At 65.7% G+C, this 21103-nt stretch carries 15 protein-coding genes; 12 read left to right on the top strand and 3 right to left on the bottom strand.

Annotated features, from left to right (window positions below):
- Positions 1-52 precede the first annotated feature (52 nt).
- The 5 genes from tig to JCQ34_RS10820 all read left to right on the top strand — a co-directional run bounded on the left by tig (position 53) and on the right by JCQ34_RS10820 (position 5090).
- Positions 53-1453 carry a trigger factor gene (gene tig, locus JCQ34_RS10840; protein WP_286397513.1) on the top strand — a complete coding sequence of 467 codons (1401 nt, stop codon included), beginning with the start codon at positions 53-55 and terminating at the stop codon, positions 1451-1453.
- Between the two features lie 232 nt (positions 1454-1685).
- Entirely contained in the window at positions 1686-2309 is a 624-nt protein-coding gene (locus tag JCQ34_RS10835; RefSeq protein WP_286404440.1) for an ATP-dependent Clp protease proteolytic subunit, read from the top strand.
- A 37-nt stretch (positions 2310-2346) separates the two neighbouring features.
- Positions 2347-3006 (top strand): ATP-dependent Clp protease proteolytic subunit, encoded by a 660-nt coding sequence (locus JCQ34_RS10830; RefSeq protein WP_142133618.1) that lies wholly within the window; start codon positions 2347-2349, stop codon positions 3004-3006.
- Positions 3007-3180: 174 nt separating this feature from the next.
- Positions 3181-4461: an ATP-dependent Clp protease ATP-binding subunit ClpX gene (clpX, locus tag JCQ34_RS10825; protein ID WP_142133619.1), complete on the top strand. Its 1281-nt coding sequence runs from the start codon at positions 3181-3183 to the stop codon at positions 4459-4461.
- A gap of 14 nt (positions 4462-4475) precedes the next feature.
- Entirely contained in the window at positions 4476-5090 is a 615-nt protein-coding gene (locus JCQ34_RS10820) for a mycothiol-dependent nitroreductase Rv2466c family protein (protein ID WP_286397511.1), read from the top strand.
- A gap of 357 nt (positions 5091-5447) precedes the next feature.
- On the opposite strand, the gene valS is transcribed toward JCQ34_RS10820, so the two are convergent.
- A complete protein-coding gene (gene valS, locus JCQ34_RS10815) occupies positions 5448-8069 on the bottom strand; it encodes a valine--tRNA ligase (protein WP_286397510.1) in 2622 nt (873 codons plus the stop codon).
- Positions 8070-8150: 81 nt separating this feature from the next.
- Between valS and JCQ34_RS10810 the strand changes: the two genes are divergently transcribed.
- Together JCQ34_RS10810 and JCQ34_RS10805 are read left to right on the top strand one after the other, a co-directional pair.
- The gene (locus tag JCQ34_RS10810; RefSeq protein ID WP_286397509.1) at positions 8151-8522 is read left to right on the top strand and encodes a DUF488 domain-containing protein; all 372 of its coding nucleotides are present in this window, start codon (positions 8151-8153) and stop codon (positions 8520-8522) included.
- Between the two features lie 18 nt (positions 8523-8540).
- Entirely contained in the window at positions 8541-9299 is a 759-nt protein-coding gene (locus JCQ34_RS10805; RefSeq protein WP_286397508.1) for an SDR family oxidoreductase, read from the top strand.
- Between the two features lie 46 nt (positions 9300-9345).
- On the opposite strand, the gene JCQ34_RS10800 is transcribed toward JCQ34_RS10805, so the two are convergent.
- Positions 9346-10344 carry an endonuclease/exonuclease/phosphatase family protein gene (locus tag JCQ34_RS10800; protein ID WP_286397507.1) on the bottom strand — a complete coding sequence of 333 codons (999 nt, stop codon included), beginning with the start codon at positions 10342-10344 and terminating at the stop codon, positions 9346-9348.
- A 432-nt stretch (positions 10345-10776) separates the two neighbouring features.
- On the opposite strand from JCQ34_RS10800, the gene ileS reads away from it, so the two are divergent.
- The 4 genes from ileS (at position 10777) to ndk (ending at position 16405) form a co-directional block, all read left to right on the top strand.
- Positions 10777-14094 (top strand): isoleucine--tRNA ligase, encoded by a 3318-nt coding sequence (gene ileS, locus JCQ34_RS10795; protein WP_286397505.1) that lies wholly within the window; start codon positions 10777-10779, stop codon positions 14092-14094.
- Between the two features lie 3 nt (positions 14095-14097).
- A complete protein-coding gene (locus JCQ34_RS10790; protein ID WP_286397503.1) occupies positions 14098-15456 on the top strand; it encodes a bifunctional folylpolyglutamate synthase/dihydrofolate synthase in 1359 nt (452 codons plus the stop codon).
- Between the two features lie 2 nt (positions 15457-15458).
- Positions 15459-15923 (top strand): DUF4233 domain-containing protein, encoded by a 465-nt coding sequence (locus JCQ34_RS10785; RefSeq protein ID WP_286397501.1) that lies wholly within the window; start codon positions 15459-15461, stop codon positions 15921-15923.
- Between the two features lie 65 nt (positions 15924-15988).
- The gene (gene ndk / locus JCQ34_RS10780; protein ID WP_142133628.1) at positions 15989-16405 is read left to right on the top strand and encodes a nucleoside-diphosphate kinase; all 417 of its coding nucleotides are present in this window, start codon (positions 15989-15991) and stop codon (positions 16403-16405) included.
- A gap of 102 nt (positions 16406-16507) precedes the next feature.
- Here the strand turns inward: ndk and JCQ34_RS10775 are convergent, their stop codons facing one another.
- Positions 16508-17176, bottom strand: coding sequence for a vitamin K epoxide reductase family protein (locus JCQ34_RS10775; RefSeq protein ID WP_286397500.1), 669 nt, complete (start codon positions 17174-17176; stop codon positions 16508-16510).
- Positions 17177-17614: 438 nt separating this feature from the next.
- Here JCQ34_RS10775 and JCQ34_RS10770 point away from each other — a divergent pair, with 438 nt between their 5' ends.
- Complete coding sequence (locus JCQ34_RS10770) at positions 17615-21082, top strand: Rne/Rng family ribonuclease (protein ID WP_286397498.1); 3468 nt, start codon at positions 17615-17617, stop codon at positions 21080-21082.
- Positions 21083-21103 lie beyond the last annotated feature (21 nt).

Below are 21103 nucleotides of genomic sequence, written 5' to 3'. Positions count from 1 at the left end.
TGGACACAATGCGTTGCAGAAACCCATCCCACAACCCAGGAGTACTTAGACCGTGAAGAGCGCTGTCGAGAACCTCACCCCCACGCGGGTCAAGCTCAATGTTGAGGTCCCCTTTGAGGAACTGAAGCCCAGCATCGACTCGGCCTACAAGACTGTTGCGTCGCAGATCCAGGTCCCCGGGTTCCGCAAGGGCAAGGTTCCCGCCAAGCTCATCGACCAGCGCGTCGGCCGTGGCTACGTCCTGGAGACTGCCATCAACGAGGGCCTCAACGGCTGGTATCAGGCTGCCGTGCAGGAGTCCGGCATCCGTCCCCTGAGCCGTCCCGAGGTGGAAATCACCGAGGTGCCCGATCCCTCTGCAACCGACGGCGGCCTGAAGTTCGCTGCCGAGGTGGACGTCCGCCCCGAGATCGAACTCCCGGACTACGCCGGCATCGAGGTCCAGGTTGCGGCTGCGGAATCCTCCGACGCCGACGTGGACAAGGCCCTGGACGAACTGCGCGGCCGCTTCGGCACCCTGAAGTCCGTTGACCGCCCCGCGGCCGACGGTGACTTCCTCACCATCGACATCACCGCCACCATCGACGGCGAAGAGGTTGACTCCGCTGCCGGCCTGTCCTACCAGGTTGGTGCCGGCACCATGCTCGAGGGCATGGACGAGGCCGTGACCGGCCTCAGCGCCGACGAGGACGCCATCTTCGACACCACCCTGGTGGGCGGCGACCACGCCGGCGAAGCCGCACAGGTCAAGGTTGTAGTTAAGGCCGTCAAGGAACGCGAACTGCCCGAGGCGAACGATGACTTCGCGCAGCTGGCCTCCGAGTTCGACACCCTCGCCGAACTCCGCGAAGACCTGGCCAAGCAGGCCGCCGAGTCCAAGATCGTGGAGCAGGGCGTTGAGGCCCGCGACAAGGTCCTGGACAAGCTGGTGGAACTCGTTGAGGTTCCGGTTCCGGACTCCGTCGTCGAAGAGCAGCTCGAAGCCCACTTCCAGGAGGGCAACGGCCACGGTGACGGCGAGCACGACACCGAGGAGCACCGCGAAGAGGTCCGCGCCAACACCGCCCGCGCCTTCCAGAACGAAATCATCCTCGACGCCATCGCCGAGAAGGAAGAAGTCAACGTCAGCCAGAACGAGCTGATCGACTACATTGTCACCACCGCCAGCCAGTACGGCATGGACCCCAACCAGTTCGCCCAGATCATCGACCAGAGCGGCCAGGTGCCCATGATGGTTTCCGAGGTCCGCCGTCGCAAGGCGCTGGCCGTCGTCCTGGGCCAGGCCGCGGTGACCGACACCGACGGCAACGCAGTGGACCTGAGCGACTTCGTCCGCCCCGGCGGCGAGGAAGCTCCCGCCGCCGATGCAGCGGACGCTGACGCCACCGACGCCGACGCCGCTGAGACCGAGGTTGTCGAAGCCGAGGACGCCACGGCAGAGGCCAAGGCCTAGTCCTTACCGAGCTACAGCACGGCCCCTGGATCACTCCGATCCGGGGGCCGTTCGCGTTGAAGCTGTAACAACCTGCCGCGGATTCGACGATCGTGCGCCGTCAGCGAACAGCCCTCGGTGCGCGAACAAAAGACCGGTGAAACCGGTTAGTGTCCAAGTAGTGATTTTCAGTGATGTCACCGTCACCAGTGAGAGGTAAGTAAACATGTCACAGCACTCAGAGGCCCCCCGGATGGCGACCGTCGATCCTGCAGCCCAGGACAACTACATTTACAACCGCCTTCTCAAGGAGCGGATCATCTGGCTGGGCTCGGAGGTGCGTGACGACAACGCCAACGCGATCTGCTCGCAGCTGCTCCTTCTCTCGGCCGAGAACCCGGAAAAGGACATCTACCTCTACATCAACTCGCCCGGCGGCTCCGTCACGGCAGGCATGGCCATCTATGACACCATGCAGTTCATCCCCAACGACGTCGTCACCGTCGCCACCGGCCTGGCCGCGTCCATGGGCCAGTTCCTGCTTTCCTCGGGCACCAAGGGCAAGCGCTACGCCACCCCCAACGCCCGCGTGCTGATGCACCAGCCGTCCGGCGGCATCGGCGGCACCGCGTCCGACATCAAGATCCAGGCCGAACTCATCCTGCACATGAAGAAGGTCATGGCGGAACTGACCGCTGAACAGACCGGCCAGACCGTGGAAACCATCCTCAAGGACAACGACCGCGACAAGTGGTTCACTGCCGCAGAGGCCCTCGAATATGGTTTCTTCGACAAGATCGCCGCGCACGCCGGCTCCGTGTCAGGCGGCGGTGGAACGTCCAACGGTTCCTCCGGCGAATCCGACTCCCAGAGCTAACCGGCATCCAGAACCCCTTCGATCAGGAGCAAACACAATGAACTACAACTTCGGGTGGTCAGCCGGCAATCTTCCGTCCAGCCGCTACGTACTGCCGCAGTTCGAGGAACGCACCCCTTACGGTTTCAAGCGCCAGGACCCGTACACCAAACTCTTCGAGGACCGCATCATCTTCCTCGGCGTGCAGGTGGACGACGCTTCCGCTGACGACATCATGGCGCAGCTGCTGGTCCTGGAGTCCACGGACCCGGACCGCGACATCACCATCTACATCAACTCGCCGGGTGGCTCGTTCACGGCCATGACGGCCATCTACGACACCATGCAGTACATCCGCCCCGAGATCCAGACCGTTTGCCTGGGCCAGGCTGCCAGTGCGGCTGCGGTCCTGTTGGCGGCCGGTACCCCCGGCAAGCGGCTTGCCCTGCCCAACGCCCGCGTCCTGATCCACCAGCCGGCACTGTCCGGCGGCCAGGGCGGCCAGGCCTCCGACCTGGAGATCCAGGCGGCAGAGGTCATGCGCATGCGCTCCTGGCTCGAGGACACCCTGGCGCAGCACTCCGGCCGCACGTCGGAGCAGGTCAACAACGACATCGAGCGCGACAAGATTCTCACCGCAGACGAGGCCCAGGCATACGGCCTCATCGACCAGGTGCTTGATTCACGCAAGATCAAACCCCAGGCGATCACGAGGTAGCAGTACGGAAAGCCGGTGCGGCCCAGTTCATTTGGCCGCACCGGCCTTTTCTTTCCACCCTTGGGGCCGAATGTGACCTAGAGTGGATGGTGTCACAATCCGGTCCGCGCTGGTCCGGAAGATTTCAGCAACGGTGCAGGGCTGCCTGGCAGCAGGATACTAAGGGGTTCACATATGGCTCGGATTGGCGAGAGCACGGATCTGCTGAAGTGCTCTTTCTGTGGAAAGAGCCAGAAGCAGGTGCGCAAGCTCATAGCCGGGCCCGGTGTTTACATCTGCGATGAATGCATCGAGTTGTGCAACGAAATCATCGAAGAGGAGTTGGCGGAGGTCGCCGATCTGGGCAGCTTCGAATTGCCCAAGCCGCGTGAAATCTTTGACTTTCTCCAGGAATACGTCATCGGCCAGGAGCCTGCCAAGCGGTCCCTCGCCGTCGCGGTCTACAACCACTACAAGCGAATCCAGGCAGGCCATGCGCCCAAGTCCGGGAGCCTGGGGGAGGGCGGGCACCACGACGACGTCGAAATCGCCAAGTCCAACATCCTCCTGATCGGCCCCACCGGCTGCGGTAAGACGTACCTCGCCCAAACCCTTGCCCGGCGCCTGAACGTTCCCTTCGCAGTGGCGGATGCCACTGCCCTCACCGAGGCCGGCTACGTGGGTGAGGATGTGGAGAACATCCTCCTCAAACTCATCCAGGCCGCGGACTACGACGTCAAGAAGGCCGAGCAGGGCATCATCTACATCGACGAGATTGACAAGATCTCGCGCAAGAGCGAGAACCCCTCCATCACCCGTGACGTCTCGGGTGAGGGTGTGCAGCAGGCGCTCCTGAAGATCCTGGAGGGCACAGTGGCTTCCGTGCCGCCGCAGGGCGGGCGTAAACACCCGCACCAGGAATTCATCCAGATCGACACCACCAACGTCCTGTTCATCGTTGCCGGCGCCTTTGCAGGCCTGGAGGAGATCATCGGGTCCCGGTCCGGCCGCAAGGGCATCGGTTTCGGTGCCCCGCTCAACGAGGCCAGCAAGAAGGTGGACTCCTACGGCGAGGTCATGCCGGAGGATCTGCTGAAATTCGGACTGATCCCCGAATTCATCGGCAGGCTCCCCGTGATCACCACGGTGTCCAACCTGGACCGGGACGCCCTGATCCAGATCCTTTCCACGCCCAAGAACGCCCTGGTGAAGCAGTACCAGAAGATGTTCCAGATCGACGGCGTGGAACTGGTCTTTGATGACACCGCCCTGGAAGCCATCGCGGACCAGGCCCTGGAGCGCGGCACCGGTGCCCGCGGCCTGCGCGCGATCCTCGAAGAGGTCCTGCTTCCCGTGATGTTCGATCTTCCCAGCCGCGAGGACGTTGCCAGCGTCGTGATCACCGAAGACGTGGTCCTGCGGGGAGCCGAACCCACCATGATTCCGCACGTGGCCAAGCGCCGTAAGTCTGCCTGACCGAGAGGACCTTCATGACTTCACCTGCCAAGAACAAAGCCGATTTCTGGTTCGACCCCCTGTGCCCGTTTGCCTGGGTGACCTCCCGCTGGATCGGCGAGGTGGAAAGCGTTCGCGACATCGAGACCGAGTGGCACGTGATGAGCCTTGCCGTCCTGAACGAGGGACGCGACCTGGATCCCGGCTACCGCGAATCCATGGACAACGCCTGGGGCATGGTTCGCGTGATCATCGCCGCCAGGGAAGAACACGGCCCACAGTTCATCAAACCGCTCTATGACGCCATGGGCACCCTGATCCACAACCAGGGTGAAAAGGACCGGTCGGCGGTCATCACCAAGGCCCTTGCCGACTGCGGCCTCCCCGCCGACCTGGCTGACGCTGCCAACTCTGACGCCTACGACCAGCAGCTCCGGGCCAGCCATGAGGAAGGCATTTCGCTCGTGGGCCAGGATGTCGGCACCCCTGTGGTGGCCTTCAACGGAACCGCCTTTTTTGGTCCTGTCCTCACCCGCATTCCGCGGGGCGAGGAAGCCGGGCGGATCTGGGACGCCACCACCACGATCGCCGCCTACCCGCACTTCTTCGAGCTGAAGCGCAGCCGCACCGAGAGCCCGGAATTCCACTGACATCCAAAACAGGCTGACCAGCCCCGGGCCGCAGAACCGGGACGCCAAGGGCCCCGGGAAAACTACCAAATTGTAGTTTTCCCGGGGCCCTTGCACGTGGACCGGGCCGGGAGAAAAATAGTGCTTACCACTTCGAAAGAAGGGGACGCAGGAGCCAAAGATTCAGTGATATGCAGTCGACGCAGCCATCGGCAAAGTCGCTGCAAGCTACCAGTGACGGGGTAGTAAGACCTGGAGATCAGCGGAACCTGCCAGACCATTAGAGCACGTCACCAGATGGCCGAAACAGTCGAAGCCCCACCAACGGCAAAACGCTGATGGGGCTTCCCCTGTGTCTGGAACCAGGTGCGTCCGGTATCAGGCCTTGGCGGGCTCGTCGCTCGGCGCCAGGGCAACGTCGGTCACGGCAAGGTCACCGTCGCCCACTGCAACAGTGATCTCCCGGGCGTTCGACGCCGCTTTCAAGTCAGCCAGCCCGGCCTGCAGCTGTGCCGCCAGCGCCCCAGGGGCGGTGATGGTGGCAGACAGCACTTCGGTGCGCTGCTTGACCTTGGCCTCGGACTTGGCTTTCCGGACACCGCTCAGGGCCACACCAACCGTTGCCAGCATGGTGGTGTCCCCGCCCGGGATCTCCAGCGCAGCCGGCCATTCGGCGCGGTGCACGGATCCGGTGCGCCACCAGCTCCACACTTCCTCCGTGGCGAACGGAAGGAACGGGGCGAAGAGCCGCAGCAGCGTATCCAGGGTGGTAGCCAGCGCAGCGAGAACCGACGCCTGTTCCTCCTCGCCGGCAGCTCCGTAGGCGCGGTCCTTGATCAGCTCCACGTAGTCGTCAGTGAACTGCCAGAAGAAGGACTCCGTGAGCTGCAGGGCGCGTGCGTAGTCGTAGTTGTCGAACGCCTTGGTGGACTGTGCCACGACGTCGGCCAGCTGGGCCAGCAGTGCCCGGTCCAAGGGATTGGTCAGGACGGAGAGGTCCCCGGCGAGCACGGAGTTCTCCGTGGCGCCGAGGTTCAGCACGAACTTGGAGGCGTTCAGCAGCTTGATGGCCAAGCGGCGGCCGATCTTCATCTGCGCGATCTCATAAGCGGTGTCTGCACCGAGCCGCGCCGAGGCAGCCCAGTAGCGGACAGCATCCGAGCCGTATTCGTTCAGGACATCGGTGGGTACCACCACGTTGCCCTTGGACTTGGACATCTTCTTGCGGTCCGGGTCCAGGATCCAGCCGGAAATGGCGGCGTGCTTCCAGGGGGCACAGTCCTGGAGCGCGTCGGCGCGGACCACGGAGGAGAACAGCCAGGTGCGGATGATGTCGTGGCCCTGCGGGCGAAGATCGAACGGGTAGACCTTGGCGAACAGGTCCTCATCCCGGCTCCAGCCGCCCACGATCTGCGGCGTCAGCGAGGACGTTGCCCACGTGTCCAGGACGTCGGCGTCGCCCGTGAAGCCGTTGGGCTGGTCGCGCTGTGCCTCGTCGAAGCCCGGGGCGGCGTCGGCCGCGGGGTCCACGGGCAGCAGCTCGTCCGAGGGCAGGATGGGGTTGTCGTAGTCCGGGTTGCCCTGTGCATCGAGCGGGTACCAGACGGGGATGGGCACGCCGAAGAACCGCTGGCGGGAAACCAGCCAGTCACCGTTCAAGCCGGCGATCCAGTTCTCGTAGCGGGAGCGCATGAAGGACGGGTGGAAGTCGATTTCCTTGCCTCGGCCGATGAGGCGTTCGCGGCGGTCCTCGTCGCGGCCGCCGTTGCGGATGTACCACTGGCGGGACGTAACCACTTCCAGGGGCTTGTCGCCCTTCTCGAAGAAGTTCACCGGGTGGGTGATCTTCTTCGGTTCGCCGTCCAGCAGGTCCGCTTCCTTGAGCAGTTCCACGACGGCCTCCTTCGCAGAGAAGGCAGTCTTGCCGGCGATGGCCGCGTACGCCTGCTTGCCGGCTTCGCTGGTGATCCACTCAGGGTTTTCGGCGATGATGCGGCCGTCACGGCCCATGATGGGGCGGGTGGGAAGCTGCAGTTCACGCCACCAGGTGACGTCGGTCAGGTCACCGAAGGTGCACACCATGGCGATGCCGGAACCCTTGTCCGCTTTGGCCAGCGGGTGGGCCTTGACCTCGAGCTCGACGTCGAAGAGCGGAGACTTCACCGTCTTGCCGAACAGCGGCTGGTACCGCTCGTCGTCGGGGTTTGCTACGAGGGCTGCGCAGGCAGCCAGCAGCTCCGGGCGGGTGGTTTCGATGAAGACCTTGTCGCCGTCTTCGGTGAAGAAGGGGTAGCGGTAGTAGGCGCCGGGGACTTCGCGGTCCTCCAGCTCAGCCTGCGCGACGGCCGTGCGGAAGGTGACATCCCACAGCGTCGGCGCTTCGGCCATGTAGGCGTCGCCAGCGGCCAGGTTGGCCAGGAAGGCGCGCTGGGACACTGCCCTGGAGGTGTCATCGATAGTGCGGTAGGTCAGGTCCCAGTCCACGGACAGGCCCAGGGTCTGGAACAGGTTTTCGAAGACTTTCTCGTCCTCCACAGCCAGTTCCTCGCACAGCTCGATGAAGTTCTGGCGTGACACAACATCGAAATCGCGCTGGTTCTTGGCGGGCTGTGCCGGGGGCCGGTAGTCGGCGTTGTAGGGGATGGCGGGATCGCAGCGGACGCCGTAGTAGTTCTGGACGCGGCGTTCGGTGGGCAGGCCGTTGTCGTCCCAGCCCATCGGGTAGAAGACGTTCTTTCCGGTCATGCGCATGTAGCGTGCCTGGACGTCCGTCTGGGTGAAGGAGAACATGTGCCCCACGTGCAGGGACCCCGACGCGGTGGGCGGGGGAGTGTCGATCGAGTAGACCTGCTCCCGGGTGGTGTCGGAGTTGAATTTGTAGGTTCCTTCGGACAGCCAGCGCTGGGTGAGCGCGGCTTCGAGGCCTTCGAGGGCCGGCTTGTCCGGAACGTTGATGGGGGCGGTGGTGGGCGTGTCTGTACCCTGCGTGTCTTCAGCCATTGGGTAATTCTTTCATGCCCGCTTGCATCCCACCCAACCCGTTGGACCCGCCGGCGCGCGGGCGCGGGTAGCATGCGCCCTATGGGCGATATTCAAGGCACCTTCAGAGTGAAGCGCATCTATGAGCCGCCGGCGGACGACGACGGCTCCCGGGTCCTGGTGGACCGGCTCTGGCCCCGGGGCATGCCCAAGGAGGGTGCCGCCGTCGACCTTTGGCTCAAGGACGTGGCGCCGTCTACGGAGCTGCGCAAGGAGTTCAACCACCGCCCCGAGCGGTTCGCCGAATTCACCGAACGCTACCGGCTGGAACTGGACTCCAATCCGGCGGTGGACACCCTGGTGGAACTGGCTGCCAGGCACTCCCGCGTCACCCTTCTCTACGCCGCCCGCAATACAGAGGCCAACAATGCGCGGGTCCTGCTTGATTACCTACTGGGACGTCCGGCCGGCTGATCCCGCTAGGGTGGTGCCATGACGAAGGACTTGCAGAAGAAGGCAGCACTGGTAACCGGCGCGAGCAGCGGAATCGGGGAGGCGGCAGTGCGTGCGCTGCGCGCCGACGGGTGGACGGTCTTCGCCGTGGCACGCCGCGCTGAACGCCTGGCGGCCCTGGAAAGCGAAACCGGCGCCATCGCGATTCCCGCAGACATTGCAGAGGACGACGACGTGTCCCGGCTCCTCGCCCAGGTCACCGAGGCAGGCGGCATCGACACGCTGATCAACATCGCCGGAGGCGCCCGCGGCGCCGATAAGGTGGGCGACGCCAGCACGGCCGACTGGGAGTGGATGTACCGCGTCAACGTCCTGGGCACCATGAAACTCACCCGGGCCTTCCTGCCAATGCTGAGGGCCACCGGCGAAGGAACGGTGCTGAACTTGACCTCCACCGCGGGCCTGGACGCTTACGAGGGCGGCGGCGGCTACAACGCCGCAAAGTTCGGCCAGCACGCCCTGACCAAAGCACTGCGCCTGGAGGAAGCCGAGCACAACCTCCGTGTCATCGAGGTAGCACCGGGCCTGGTGCAGACCGAGGAGTTCGCGCTGAACCGCCTGGGGGACCCGCAGGCCGCCGGCAAGGTGTACCAGGGCGTGGAGAAGCCGCTGACGGCGGAGGATGTGGCCGATGTGGTCCGCTACGCCGTCACCGTCCCGCACCACGTCAACCTGGACCAGATCGTCATCCGGCCGGTGGCGCAGGCCGCCAACTACAAACTCATCCGGAAGGGCTGAGCGGGCCAGGGCACCCTGGACCAGGAGGACCTGTCGCCGGAACGAACTAGGGAACCTGGATGTGCAGGGTTGCCACCACCGCCGCGTGGTCGGTGTCGGCAACCCGGTGGACGGAGTATCCCGAGCCCCTGATGTCGGGGCTGGTCACCAGGTGGTCGAGCGTAATTCCAGGCAGGCTGTAGCCGCGCATCGGCCAGGTGGGCACCAGCCTGCTTCCCAGCGAACCGGCAACGTCCACCAGACTCCGGCCGCCGCCCTGCCCGGCCAGCAGCGCCCGGAACTCCCGGTGGTCATAAGTGGCGTTGAAGTCCCCGGCCAGCAAAAGGGGCCCGGAGTCGTTGTCCGCCCTGCCCACGGTGGCCAGGTCGCTGCGCCACTGATGGAGGCCGTTGCCCACCGGGGCCAAGGTATGGACAGCCACCACCCGCAGGCTCCCGGCGCCCATGTCCAGGCGTGCCATCGACATGGTGAACTGGGTGCCAGGGAGCACACCGGCATCCTCGAGGTTGTGCGAGGCGTAGATCGCAGTGCCGCCGGCGCCATCCCTGGCATGGGCAACCCGATGTGGAAGCAGCCCGTCCAGCCCTTCCGCCGTGAGCCGTCGTGCCAGTTGTGGCGTGTACTCTTCGATGGCCAGCAGTTCCACGCGTTCTTCACGGACCAGGGCCACGATTCCGGCGGCGTCCGCGCCGCCCAACTCCGCGTTGATGCTCATGGCGACCAGGGACGCCCGGGCCCCGGCAGCCTCCGCAGCAGGTTCCCGGACGTCCAGTGGGAAAAGCCAGAACGCCTGGCAACCCAGCAAGGCCGCTGCCACCGCCTGCTGCCACCGCCTCCGTCCCAGGAAGGCAAGAAGCAGGGCTGCTGACGCCGGCACCGCGAACCAAGGCGTGAAGGCAACGAGCTGCACCGCCGGCAGGGGCCAATCGGCCGGGACGGCGCGAATGACCGACACCGCCGCCACCGGCAGGGCAACCGGAATGAACAGCCATCTGCAGGCCGTGGTTGCACGCCGCCGCCATGGGGGGTGGCCGGAAGCTGCCATGAGGCGAGTCTAGGCAATGCGAGGGCCCGCGTCAGCCCCGGGAGGGCACACTGGTCGTTTGGAGCGGCACTCATTCGGAAGGGCGGCATGGACCTGACCGGTGGGGCTCGTGCTGAATGGCACTGGAGCTGCCGCGATAGTAGACTCTGAAGTGGCTATGACCCGGCAATCACCGGTGAGCTTCCGGAAGAACCCGCGGCCGCGACCTCCAAGGCACGCCGCGTCAGTAGAACCGGACGGGTAAGCCCGTCACAGCAGTAATGAGAGGCCGGAGCAGCGGGTGTTCCCTAAGGGAACGCCCAGCGCCGGTAAGTGAGGTGGTACCGCGGTGGGCGTGACGTCTTAGGGACGGCACGGCGGCCGTCCTCGCATCCTGAACGGAACGTTCGGCTCCTGCCGGGGGTTCACCACGCTCAACCCAGGATGTCGAACATGACGTTTTACCCCAAAGCCTCAGCCTCCAGCACTTCCTCCAACGGCAGCGCCGGCGTTTCCGCCTCCGTGAAGTTCCCGGAGGTCGAAGAGCGCATCCTGAAGTACTGGGACCAGGACGGCACCTTCCAGGCCAGCGTCGACCAGCGCAGTGCCGATGTTCCCGGCGGTGAGCCGGGCAGCAACGAGTTTGTGTTCTACGACGGCCCGCCCTTCGCCAACGGCCTGCCGCACTATGGCCACCTCCTGACCGGGTACGCCAAGGACCTGGTGGGCCGCTACCAGACCCAGCGCGGCAAGCGCGTGGAACGCCGGTTCGGCTGGGACACCCACGGCCTGCCCGCCGAGCTTGAGGCGATGAAGCAGCTGGGGATGACGGACAAGACCCAGATCGAAGCCATGGGCATCGACAAGTTCAATGACGCCTGCCGCGCCTCGGTGATGAAGTATGCCGACGAATGGCGCAGCTACGTTACCCGCCAGGCCCGCTGGGTGGACTTCGACAACGACTACAAGACGCTCAACGTCGAGTACATGGAATCGGTCCTCTGGGCGTTCAAGCAGCTGCACGACAAGGGCCTGACATACAACGGCTACCGCGTCCTTCCGTACTGCTGGAAGGACGAAACCCCGCTGTCCAACCACGAGCTGCGCATGGACGACGACGTTTACAAGAACCGCCAGGACCAGACCGTCACCGTCACGTTCCCCATCCTTCCGGGGGAGACGGAGCTGTCCAGGGAGCTTGCCGGCGTGCAGGCCCTCGCCTGGACCACCACCCCCTGGACGCTGCCCACCAACGCCGCGCTCGCCGTCGGGCCTTCCATCACGTACGCCGTACTGCCAGCCGGACCCAACGGCATCAAGGCAGCCTCTGCCGACGCCCCTGTCACCGGAAGCTTCCTGCTCGCCGCCGACCTGCTGGGCAGCTACGCCAAGGACCTGGGCTACGACAGCTTCGAAGCTGCGGAAGCCGCCGTCGTGTCCACCCACACCGGCGCTGAACTGGAGGGCCTGGAGTACCAGCGGCTCTGGGATGACTTCGCCGACAACGAAAAGTACGGCATGGAAAATGCCTGGCGTTTCGTGGTGGCCGACTACGTCACCACCACCGACGGTACGGGCATCGTCCACCAGGCACCGGCCTACGGTGAAGACGACCAGAAGGTGTGCGAGGAGGCAGGCATCCCCGTTGTCCTGTCCGTGGACGAAGGCGCCAAGTTCCTGCCGTTGTTCAAGCACGGCGACCTGCACGACATCGTGGGCCTCCAGGTCTTCGAAGCCAACAAGCCCATCACCCAGGTGCTCCGCGCCCAGGGCCGGCTGGTCCGCCAGGCCAGCTACGAGCACAGCTACCCGCACTGCTGGCGTTGCCGGAACCCGCTGATCTACCGCGCGGTGTCCTCCTGGTACGTGGAGGTCACCAAGTTCAAGGACCGGATGTCGGAACTGAACCAGGAGATCAACTGGATCCCCGGCAACGTCAAGGACGGCCAGTTCGGCAAGTGGCTGGAGAACGCCCGCGACTGGTCCATCAGCCGCAACCGTTTCTGGGGCAGCCCCATCCCCGTATGGCAGTCAACGGACCCCGAGTACCCGCGCACCGACGTCTACGGCTCCCTGGCCGAGATCGAAGCGGACTTCGGCCGGCTCCCGCTGAACAAGGACGGCCAGGTGGACCTGCACCGGCCGTTCATCGATGAGCTCACCCGGCCCAACCCGGACGACCCCCGGACCCCCGAAGAGGGCCAGTCCGTGATGCGCCGCGTGGAGGACGTGCTGGATGTCTGGTTCGACTCCGGCTCCATGCCGTACGGCCAGGTGCACTACCCGTTCGAGAACGAAGCCTGGTTCAACACCCATAACCCCGCGGACTTCATTGTGGAGTACATCGGCCAGACCCGCGGCTGGTTCTACATGTTGCACATCCTGTCCACGGCGCTGTTCGACCGGCCCGCCTTCAGGAATGTCATCAGCCACGGCATCGTGTTGGGCTCCGACGGCCAGAAGATGTCCAAGAGCCTGCGCAACTACCCGGACGTGTCCGAGGTCCTGGACCGCGACGGCTCCGATGCCATGCGCTGGTTCCTGATGTCCAGCCCCATCCTCCGCGGCGGAAACCTGATCGTCACCGAACAGGGCATCCGCGACGGCGTCCGCCAGGTCATCCTGCCGCTGTGGAACGTCTACAGCTTCTTCACGCTCTATACCAACGCTGCGAATGGCGGCGCCGGCTATGACGCCGAACTGCGCTACGAGGGCTACCGGGACACCCTGGACCAGTACCTCCTGGCCAACACCGGCGACCTGGTCCGCACCATGACCGCGCAGTTGGACACCTACGACATCTCCGGTGCCTGCGACTCGCTGCGCAGCTACTCGGACATGCTCACCAACTGGTACGTCCGCCGCAGCCGGCAGCGGTTCTTCGACGAGGACCAGGATGCCTTCGATGCGCTGTTCACCGCGCTGGAGACCGTTACCCGCGCTGCAGCGTCCTTGCTGCCGCTGGTGTCGGAGGAGATCTGGCGCGGCCTGACCGGCGGCCGGTCTGTCCACCTTGCCGACTGGCCGGATGCGGACCTCTTCCCGGCGAACCCGTCCCTGGTGGAAGCCATGGACCGGGTGCAGCAGATCTGCTCCACCGGGTCTTCGCTCCGCAAGGCAGCCAACCTGCGCGTCCGACTTCCGCTGCAGGAACTCACCGTGGTGGCACCCGGCGCAGACACGCTGGAAGGCTTTGCCGCCGTCGTCGCCGATGAACTCAACCTGCGAATCGTCCGCTTGCTGGATGCCGCCACGGCTTCTCCCGAGGAGTTCGGCATCCAGCAGAAGCTGGTGGTGAACGCCCGGGCGGCCGGCCCGCGCCTGGGCAAGAACGTCCAGGTGGCCATCAAGGGATCCAAGTCCGGCGACTGGTCCGTGGACGACAGCGGTGTGGTCACCGCAGGCGGCCTGCAGCTGGAGCCCCAGGAGTACACGCTGGAGACGGTGGTGGCAGAGTCCGACGGCGGTTCGGCAGCTGTCGCGGTGCTGCCCGGCGGCGGGTTCGTGGTGCTGAACACGGAAGTCACCCCGGAACTGGAAGCCGAAGGCCTGGCACGCGACATGGTCCGCGCCATCCAGCAGGCCCGGAAGGACGCCGGCCTCAACGTCAGCGACCGGATCCGGACCACCGTCACTGCCGCGCAGAACGTGGTGGATGCGCTGCTGGCCAACGCCGAGCTGGTCAAGGGCGAGACGCTGACGGTCGACCTGGCCGCTGAACCGGCCGAGGTGTCCGAACCCGCCGTTGTGGTTGAAAAAGTGGAGGGCTAGGACATGACCGACGAATTTTCCGTGGAAAGTGTCTACGCCGAGCTGCTGGGCCGGGCGCCCGAGAACAAGATGGAGCCCCGGCTTGCGCCGCTGTACCGCGCCATGGACGTACTCGGGGAGCCGAACAAGGCGTATCCGATCATCCACGTGACCGGCACCAACGGCAAGACCTCCACGTCCCGGATGATCGAGTCCGTGCTCCGGGCGCAAGGCCTGAGCACGGGCCGCTACACCAGCCCGCACCTGTCCAAGGTCACCGAGCGGATCAGCATCGACGGCCACCCGGTATCAGACGAAACGTTCGTCCGGATTTGGGACGAGATCCGGCCCTACCTGCAGATCGTGGACTCCGAGCTCGAAGCCGAGGGCCAGCCCCGGCTGACCTACTTCGAGTGCCTCACCATCCTGGGCTTTGCCATCTTCGCCGACCAGCCCGTCAACGTTGCCATCATTGAAGTGGGCCTGGGCGGCATCACGGACGCCACCAACGTGGGCGACGGCCAGGTATCGGTGGTCACCCCGATCTCGCTGGACCATACGGACCTGCTGGGGGATACGACGGCCGACATCGCCTACGAAAAGGCCGGCATCATCAAGCCCGGCGGCTACCTGATCAGCGCGGCCCAGCCCTTGGACGCAGCGCAGGTGCTGCTGGAAAAGGCCAAGGAGGTGGGCGTACCGTTCCGCTTCGAGGGCGTGGAATTCGGCGTCGAGTCACGCACAGTGGCCGTGGGCGGGCAGATGGTCACCATCCAGGGCATCGCCGGCCGCTACCCGGACCTGCTGGTGCCGCTGCACGGCGCGCACCAGGCGCAGAACGCTGCGGTTGCAGTCGCGGCGCTGGAGGCGTTCTTCGGCGGCGAGAAGGAACTGCCCTTCGACGTCCTGCAGGAAGGCTTCGCCGCTGTAACGTCACCCGGACGGCTCGAGGTGGTGCGCACGGCGCCCACCATCATCGTCGACGCCGCCCACAACCCTGACGGCATCAAGGCCTCTGCTGCAGCGCTCCAGGAAGCATTCACCTTCACCCGGCTGGTGCCGGTGGTTGGCGTGCTCAAGGAAAAGGATGCCGAAGAGATCCTGCGGGAGCTCAAGGAGTCCCTGGGTGAGGTGGCGGAGGAATACTGCTTCACCCAGTCCAACTCGCCTCGTGCCGTCCCCGCCGCCGAACTGGCGGAGCTCGCGATCGACCTGGGCTTCGGCGAGGACAACGTGCACGTCGCCGAGAAGCTGGACGACGCACTGGAGTGGGCAGTGGAACGCGCCGAAGCCAACGAGGACCTCTCCGGCGGCGTGCTGGTCACCGGGTCCATCACGCTGGTGGCCGAAGCACGGATCCTGCTCGGAAAAACGGAGGCGTGACCATGGCCAGACTGACTAAAGCCCAGCGCGAATGGCGTCCGGGCATGCCGAAGAAGCGCCGCTCCACCAAGGTCATGTTTGCCTCCACGGTGTTGCTCCTGGAAGCCTTCGTCATGTTTTTCGCCACCCTGGTGGTGTTCGGACTGCGCCGGGGAGAGTTTCCACCGGCGTTGATCCTGGGGGTGGGCATTGCCCTCAGCGTGGTGATGGTCGCCGCCTGCGCAGTCCTGAACAAGCCCTGGGGCATCGGTTTGGGGTGGATCCTGCAGCTCGTCCTGGTCCTTACCGGCATTTTCGAGCCGGCCATGTTCCTGGTGGGCGCCCTTTTTGCGGTTGCCTGGTGGTACGGGATCCGCACCGGCATCCGGCTGGACCGCGAAGCCGCGCAGCGCGCACGCGAGCAGGCGGAGTGGGAAGCTGCCCACCCGGACCAGGCCTCCGGCCCGGCCCAACCGCAATCCCCTTAGGCCCGTCCTCGTAAGCCCGTCCCCGTAGACTTGTCCCGAAACCCCACCAACGCATTGGAGCAGTTGTGACTACAGAGCGCACCCTCGTCCTGATCAAGCCCGACGGCGTCGCCCGTAACCTGACCGGCGCCATCCTGGCCCGCATCGAAGCCAAGGGCTACAGCCTGGTTGAGCTGAAAAAGGTTGACGCCACCCGTGAACTCCTGGAGCAGCACTACGAGGAGCACGTGGGCAAGCCCTTCTACGAGCCGCTGGTGGAATTCATGCTCAGCGGACCCGTGGTGGCGGCCATCTTCGAAGGCCACCGCGTCATCGAAGGCTTCCGCTCGCTGGCCGGCACCACCGACCCCACGACGGCGGCACCGGGCACCATCCGCGGCGACTTCGGCCGGGACTGGGGCCTGAAGGTGCAGCAGAACCTGGTGCACGGCTCCGACTCCACCGATTCCGCCGAGCGGGAGATCAAGATCTGGTTCAACTAACCGGACACCCCGCGGACTCAGACACCGCGAACTGACAGATAAGGCCAATGTTCATCATGAACATTGGCCTTATCTGTCATCCGGCGGGGGAACGGAAGGGGTTTAGAAGCCCGAGGTCCCCACGAAGACCTGGATGAACGCGAAGAAGATGGTGGCGATCACGGCTACGTACAGCAGCGCGGTGATGATCCAGCCGGAATCACCCAGGACGCGGGCTGCGCCTGCAGGCATGGGGATGACGCCGGCGCTGATGTTCCTGATGGTGGTCCACACGAAGAGCGGGATCATGGCCGCCCAGACGATCATGCAGAAGGGGCACAGGATGTGGATTGAGTAAAGGGCCTGAGACCACAACCAGACAACGAACGCAAAACCAAGCGTGACGCCGGTCTGCAGCCCAATCCAGTACCAGCGGGCGAAGGTGGCTCCCGAAAGCAGGGCCATGCCCACGGTGGTGGTGATGGCGAAGGCCACGATGCCGATGAACATGTTGGGGAAGCCGAACACGGAACTCTGCCAGGTCTGCATCACCTGGCCGCACGAGATCCAGGGATTCACATCGCATACCGTGGTATGGCTGGGGTCCTTGAGCACTTCGAGCTTCTCCAAGACCAGGGTTCCGGACGCCAGCCAGCCCACGATGCCCGTGATGACCAGCAGCCAGCCGAAGGGCCGGTTCCGGGCCATCCGCGGAACGGGGGCAGCCGCAGTGGTGTGGGAATCGGCGGCGCGATGCTCTTCACGGGCGCTGACGGGGGAGATGCTGGGCATGGGTTTTGCGTCCTTTTCGTCCGGTGCTCCTCTGCCTGATTGTAACGCCGGCGGCTGAAGCCACTACACAGAAACCGGAACAGCAGCCCCGGCCTCCGCGGCGATCCAGTCCGGGTATGAGAGAATGAACGTGGCTGGAAGCCGATCCACATTCGGACTCCGGTCCGGTGGTTTGTTCCCAAGACCGCCAATGATGAGCAGGGCAGGCTTCGGATTCTTCCGGCACACCCGCAACTCCATTGGGCGGCACCTGGTTGTGGCACGCAGAACAACGGGTTTTCAGAGCATCCACCGGCTCCTACGGGCTGCCGCACCCCAACGACGGTGCGAACCTGGGAGTATCCACTTGACTTCTGTCAACGCCTGCGGGTTTTGACAATATGTGCCCCAATGGGTGCCGGATGTGGCGGTACGTCAGGGGCAGGAGTGTTGCCACATATGGACAATGATCAGGAACTGGCCGTTAACGAAGAAGCAGCGGCGGAGGCTGCTGCACCCAGGAGGGCTCCACGCGCCCGGCGCAAAGTTGCCCCCAAGGCTACGGATGAAGTGACGGAGGCCGTGGCCACGGCTCCGGATGCAGCGGTTGCCAGCCCAGCTGACACAACACCGGCTGACGACGCGGAACAGGCACCCAAGGCTCCGGCCCGCCGCACCCGTGCCCGGAAGAAAGTGGAGGCTGCGGAGCCGCTGCCCACCTTCGCGGAGGAAACCAGCCTCACGCACGCCGGTGCCGCCGTTGAAGATGCCGGCGTTGACACCTCCGCCGCGGCGCCGCCAGCTGCCGTTGCCGGCCCCGCTGCTGATGCTGCCGCCGCTGGCAACCCCGCCGTCGCAGCTGCTGCAGAACCCGCGGCCGACGTCGAAAGCAAGCCGGTCCGCCGCCGTCGGGTAGCCACCCGCAAGGTCGCTTCCCCCGCCAGCGCAGAGCCGGCACCCGCCGCCACTGATGCCGTGGTTGAGGGATCAGCAGCACCGGTTGCCGCCGCGCAGGAGCCGGTCCAGGAAGCCGCATCCGCACAGGAACCTGCCGTGGAGCAGGCAGAGCAGCCGGAGCAGGAGCCCGCCGCCGCGCAGGCCGGGGAAAAAGCCGAAGAACCGCAGCAGGCGGCCCCCGCTGCGGCAAAGACCGAAGAGCCTGCCGCCGCCAGCGCCTTCGCTTCCCTGTTCCTGGAACCCGCTTCCCCCACCTCGGTGCTCTTCCAGGCGCCGGACCTCAGCACCGTGGTCCGTCCCGCAGCCCCCGCTGCCGAGGAGCCTGGTGAGGAAGAAACCGAAGATACGGATGATTCCTCCAGCCGCCGCCGGCGCCGCAGCCGGGGCCGCAGGGGCCGCAGCCGGGTCGGGGACAGGGCTGAAGAGGACAACGAGGACGGCAGCGCTGAAGCCGACGCCGAGGACGAAGCCGACGAGGACACCGCAGGGACGGTGGAGGACGGCGTGACGTCCCGCCGTCGCCGTCGCCGCCGCCGCGGGGACCAGGACCTTGAGCTGACGGGCGGCGGGGACGATGATCCCCCCAACACGGTGACGCGCGTCCGTGCCCCGCGGACTGTGAGCGAGGCTCCGGCCAGCAACCGCGTCACCAGTGTCAAGGGTTCCACCCGCCTGGAAGCCAAGAAACAGCGCCGTCGCGAGTCCCGTGACACGGGCCGCCGCCGCACGGTCATCACCGAGGCTGAGTTCCTGGCGCGCCGCGAGTCGGTGGACCGGCAGATGATCGTGCGCCAGCGCGACGACAGGATCCAGATCGCCGTCCTCGAAGACGGCGTGCTGGCCGAGCACTTCGTGTCCAAGACGCAGCAGGATTCGCTGATCGGCAACGTGTACCTGGGCAAGGTCCAGAACGTGCTGCCGTCCATGGAAGCGGCGTTCGTTGACATTGGGCGCGGCCGCAACGCGGTCCTGTACGCCGGCGAGGTCAACTGGGAAGCCGTGAACCTCGAGGGCAAGCAGCGCCGCATCGAGAACGCGCTGAAGTCCGGCGATACCGTCCTGGTCCAGGTCACCAAGGACCCCGTGGGCCATAAGGGCGCCCGCCTCACCAGCCAGATCTCGCTGCCCGGACGCTACCTGGTGTACGTACCCGGCGGATCCATGACCGGCATCTCGCGCAAGCTGCCCGACGTCGAACGGAACCGCCTCAAGCGCATCCTCAAGGACCGCCTGCCCGAGCACGCCGGCGTCATTGTCCGCACGGCCGCCGAGGGCGCTTCCGAGGAAGAGCTCACGCACGATATCAACCGGCTGCGGGCCCAGTGGGAAGGCATTGAAAGCCAGTCTGCCTCCACCAAGATCCTGGCCCCCGAACTGCTCTACGGCGAGCCGGACCTGACCATCAAGGTGGTCCGCGACGTCTTCAACGAGGACTTCTCCAAGCTCATCGTCTCCGGCGAGGAAGCATGGGACACCATCGAGGCCTACGTGACCTACGTGGCCCCGGACCTGGTGGGCCGCCTCGAAAAGTGGACCAAGGACCAGGACATCTTCTCCGCCTGGCGCATCGATGAGCAGATCCACAAGGCCCTCGAACGGAAGGTCTTCCTGCCCTCCGGCGGCTCCCTGGTGATCGACCGCACCGAGGCCATGACAGTAGTGGACGTCAACACCGGCAAGTTCACCGGCAGCGGCGGCAACCTCGAGGAAACCGTCACCAAGAACAACCTTGAAGCTGCCGAGGAAGTGGTGCGCCAGCTGCGGCTGCGCGATATCGGCGGCATCATCGTGATCGACTTCATCGACATGGTGCTCGAATCCAACCGCGACCTGGTGCTGCGCCGCCTGGTGGAATGCCTGGGCCGCGACCGCACCAAGCACCAGGTTGCCGAAGTGACCTCCCTCGGCCTGGTCCAGATGACCCGCAAGCGCATGGGCACCGGGCTGCTGGAGGTCTTCGGCGAACAGTGCGAGGCCTGCGCCGGCCGCGGCGTGGTGACCCACGACGATCCCGTGGAGCACCGCCGCGCCAACGTCGTTGCCGCCGAGCACCACCACGTCCAGCGCAGCGACAACCGGCCCGAAGCCCGGCCGGAAGCCCACCGCACCGAAGCCCACCGCACCGAAGGCCAGCGGACTGACAACAACCAGCCCGGCGCACGTTCGGAACGCAAGCGGCGGCGCGGACGCGGCGGCCAGCAGCCCGAAGCCGCACCGGTGCCTGCCGTCCAGGTCCACACTGTCCACCCGGAGCCCACGGACGCTGAGCGGCACGCCAAGGCAGAAGCCACCCGGCTTGCCCTGGCAAACATCGCCGCTGCTGCCCACGCCGCGCACTTGCACGACGACGAAGTGGCCGCAACCCGCCAGGTGCCGGCAGCCCCGCCTGCGGCGGCCGCTCCGGCAGAGGAGAAGCACGACGCCGATGCCCCCACGCGTCCCGCAGCTGTCCTGACGTTCGGCGGCGAGGAAGTCCCGCTTCCGTTCGTGGAGCATGCGGAGGAGCAGCAGCCCAAGCCCGCCCTCACCCTGGACCGGCTCGCTGAAGCGTTCGCCCACCTCGGCCAGCCGGCGTCGTCCATGGAGGACGCTCCAGCTAAGGCTGCCGAGACGCCGCAGGCACCTGAACAGCCGGCAACGGAACAGCCCGCGCCGGAACGGCAAGCCGAAACCGGGGGAGCGGAAGCCCGCCCCGCAATGGATGCTCCCGTCGAAAAGGACTATTCGGACCACACGCTGGAACAGTCGCGTCAGCGGAGGCCGCGGCGCCACCGGGGTGCCAGCCGTGCCCAGGGTGCCGCCAACGAGACCGCTGTCCAGCACCACGAAAACGTCCAGGCGACTGCCGGAGGCCATTCGCACGCAGCCAAGGCCCCGGAAACGGATAAGGCACAGGCCACGGCGGAACCGGGCAAGGCGGCAGAGGAACCCATCATCCTCGGCGTCGGCGTCCCGGCCTCGGAGCTGTAGCAAAGAAACATTCAGGAGTCC

Origin of the sequence: Pseudarthrobacter defluvii (assembly GCF_030323865.1) — a bacterium.
GTDB classification, from domain to species: Bacteria; Actinomycetota; Actinomycetes; order Actinomycetales; family Micrococcaceae; genus Arthrobacter; species Arthrobacter sedimenti.
This window is presented reverse-complemented; position numbering and strand designations above follow the sequence as displayed.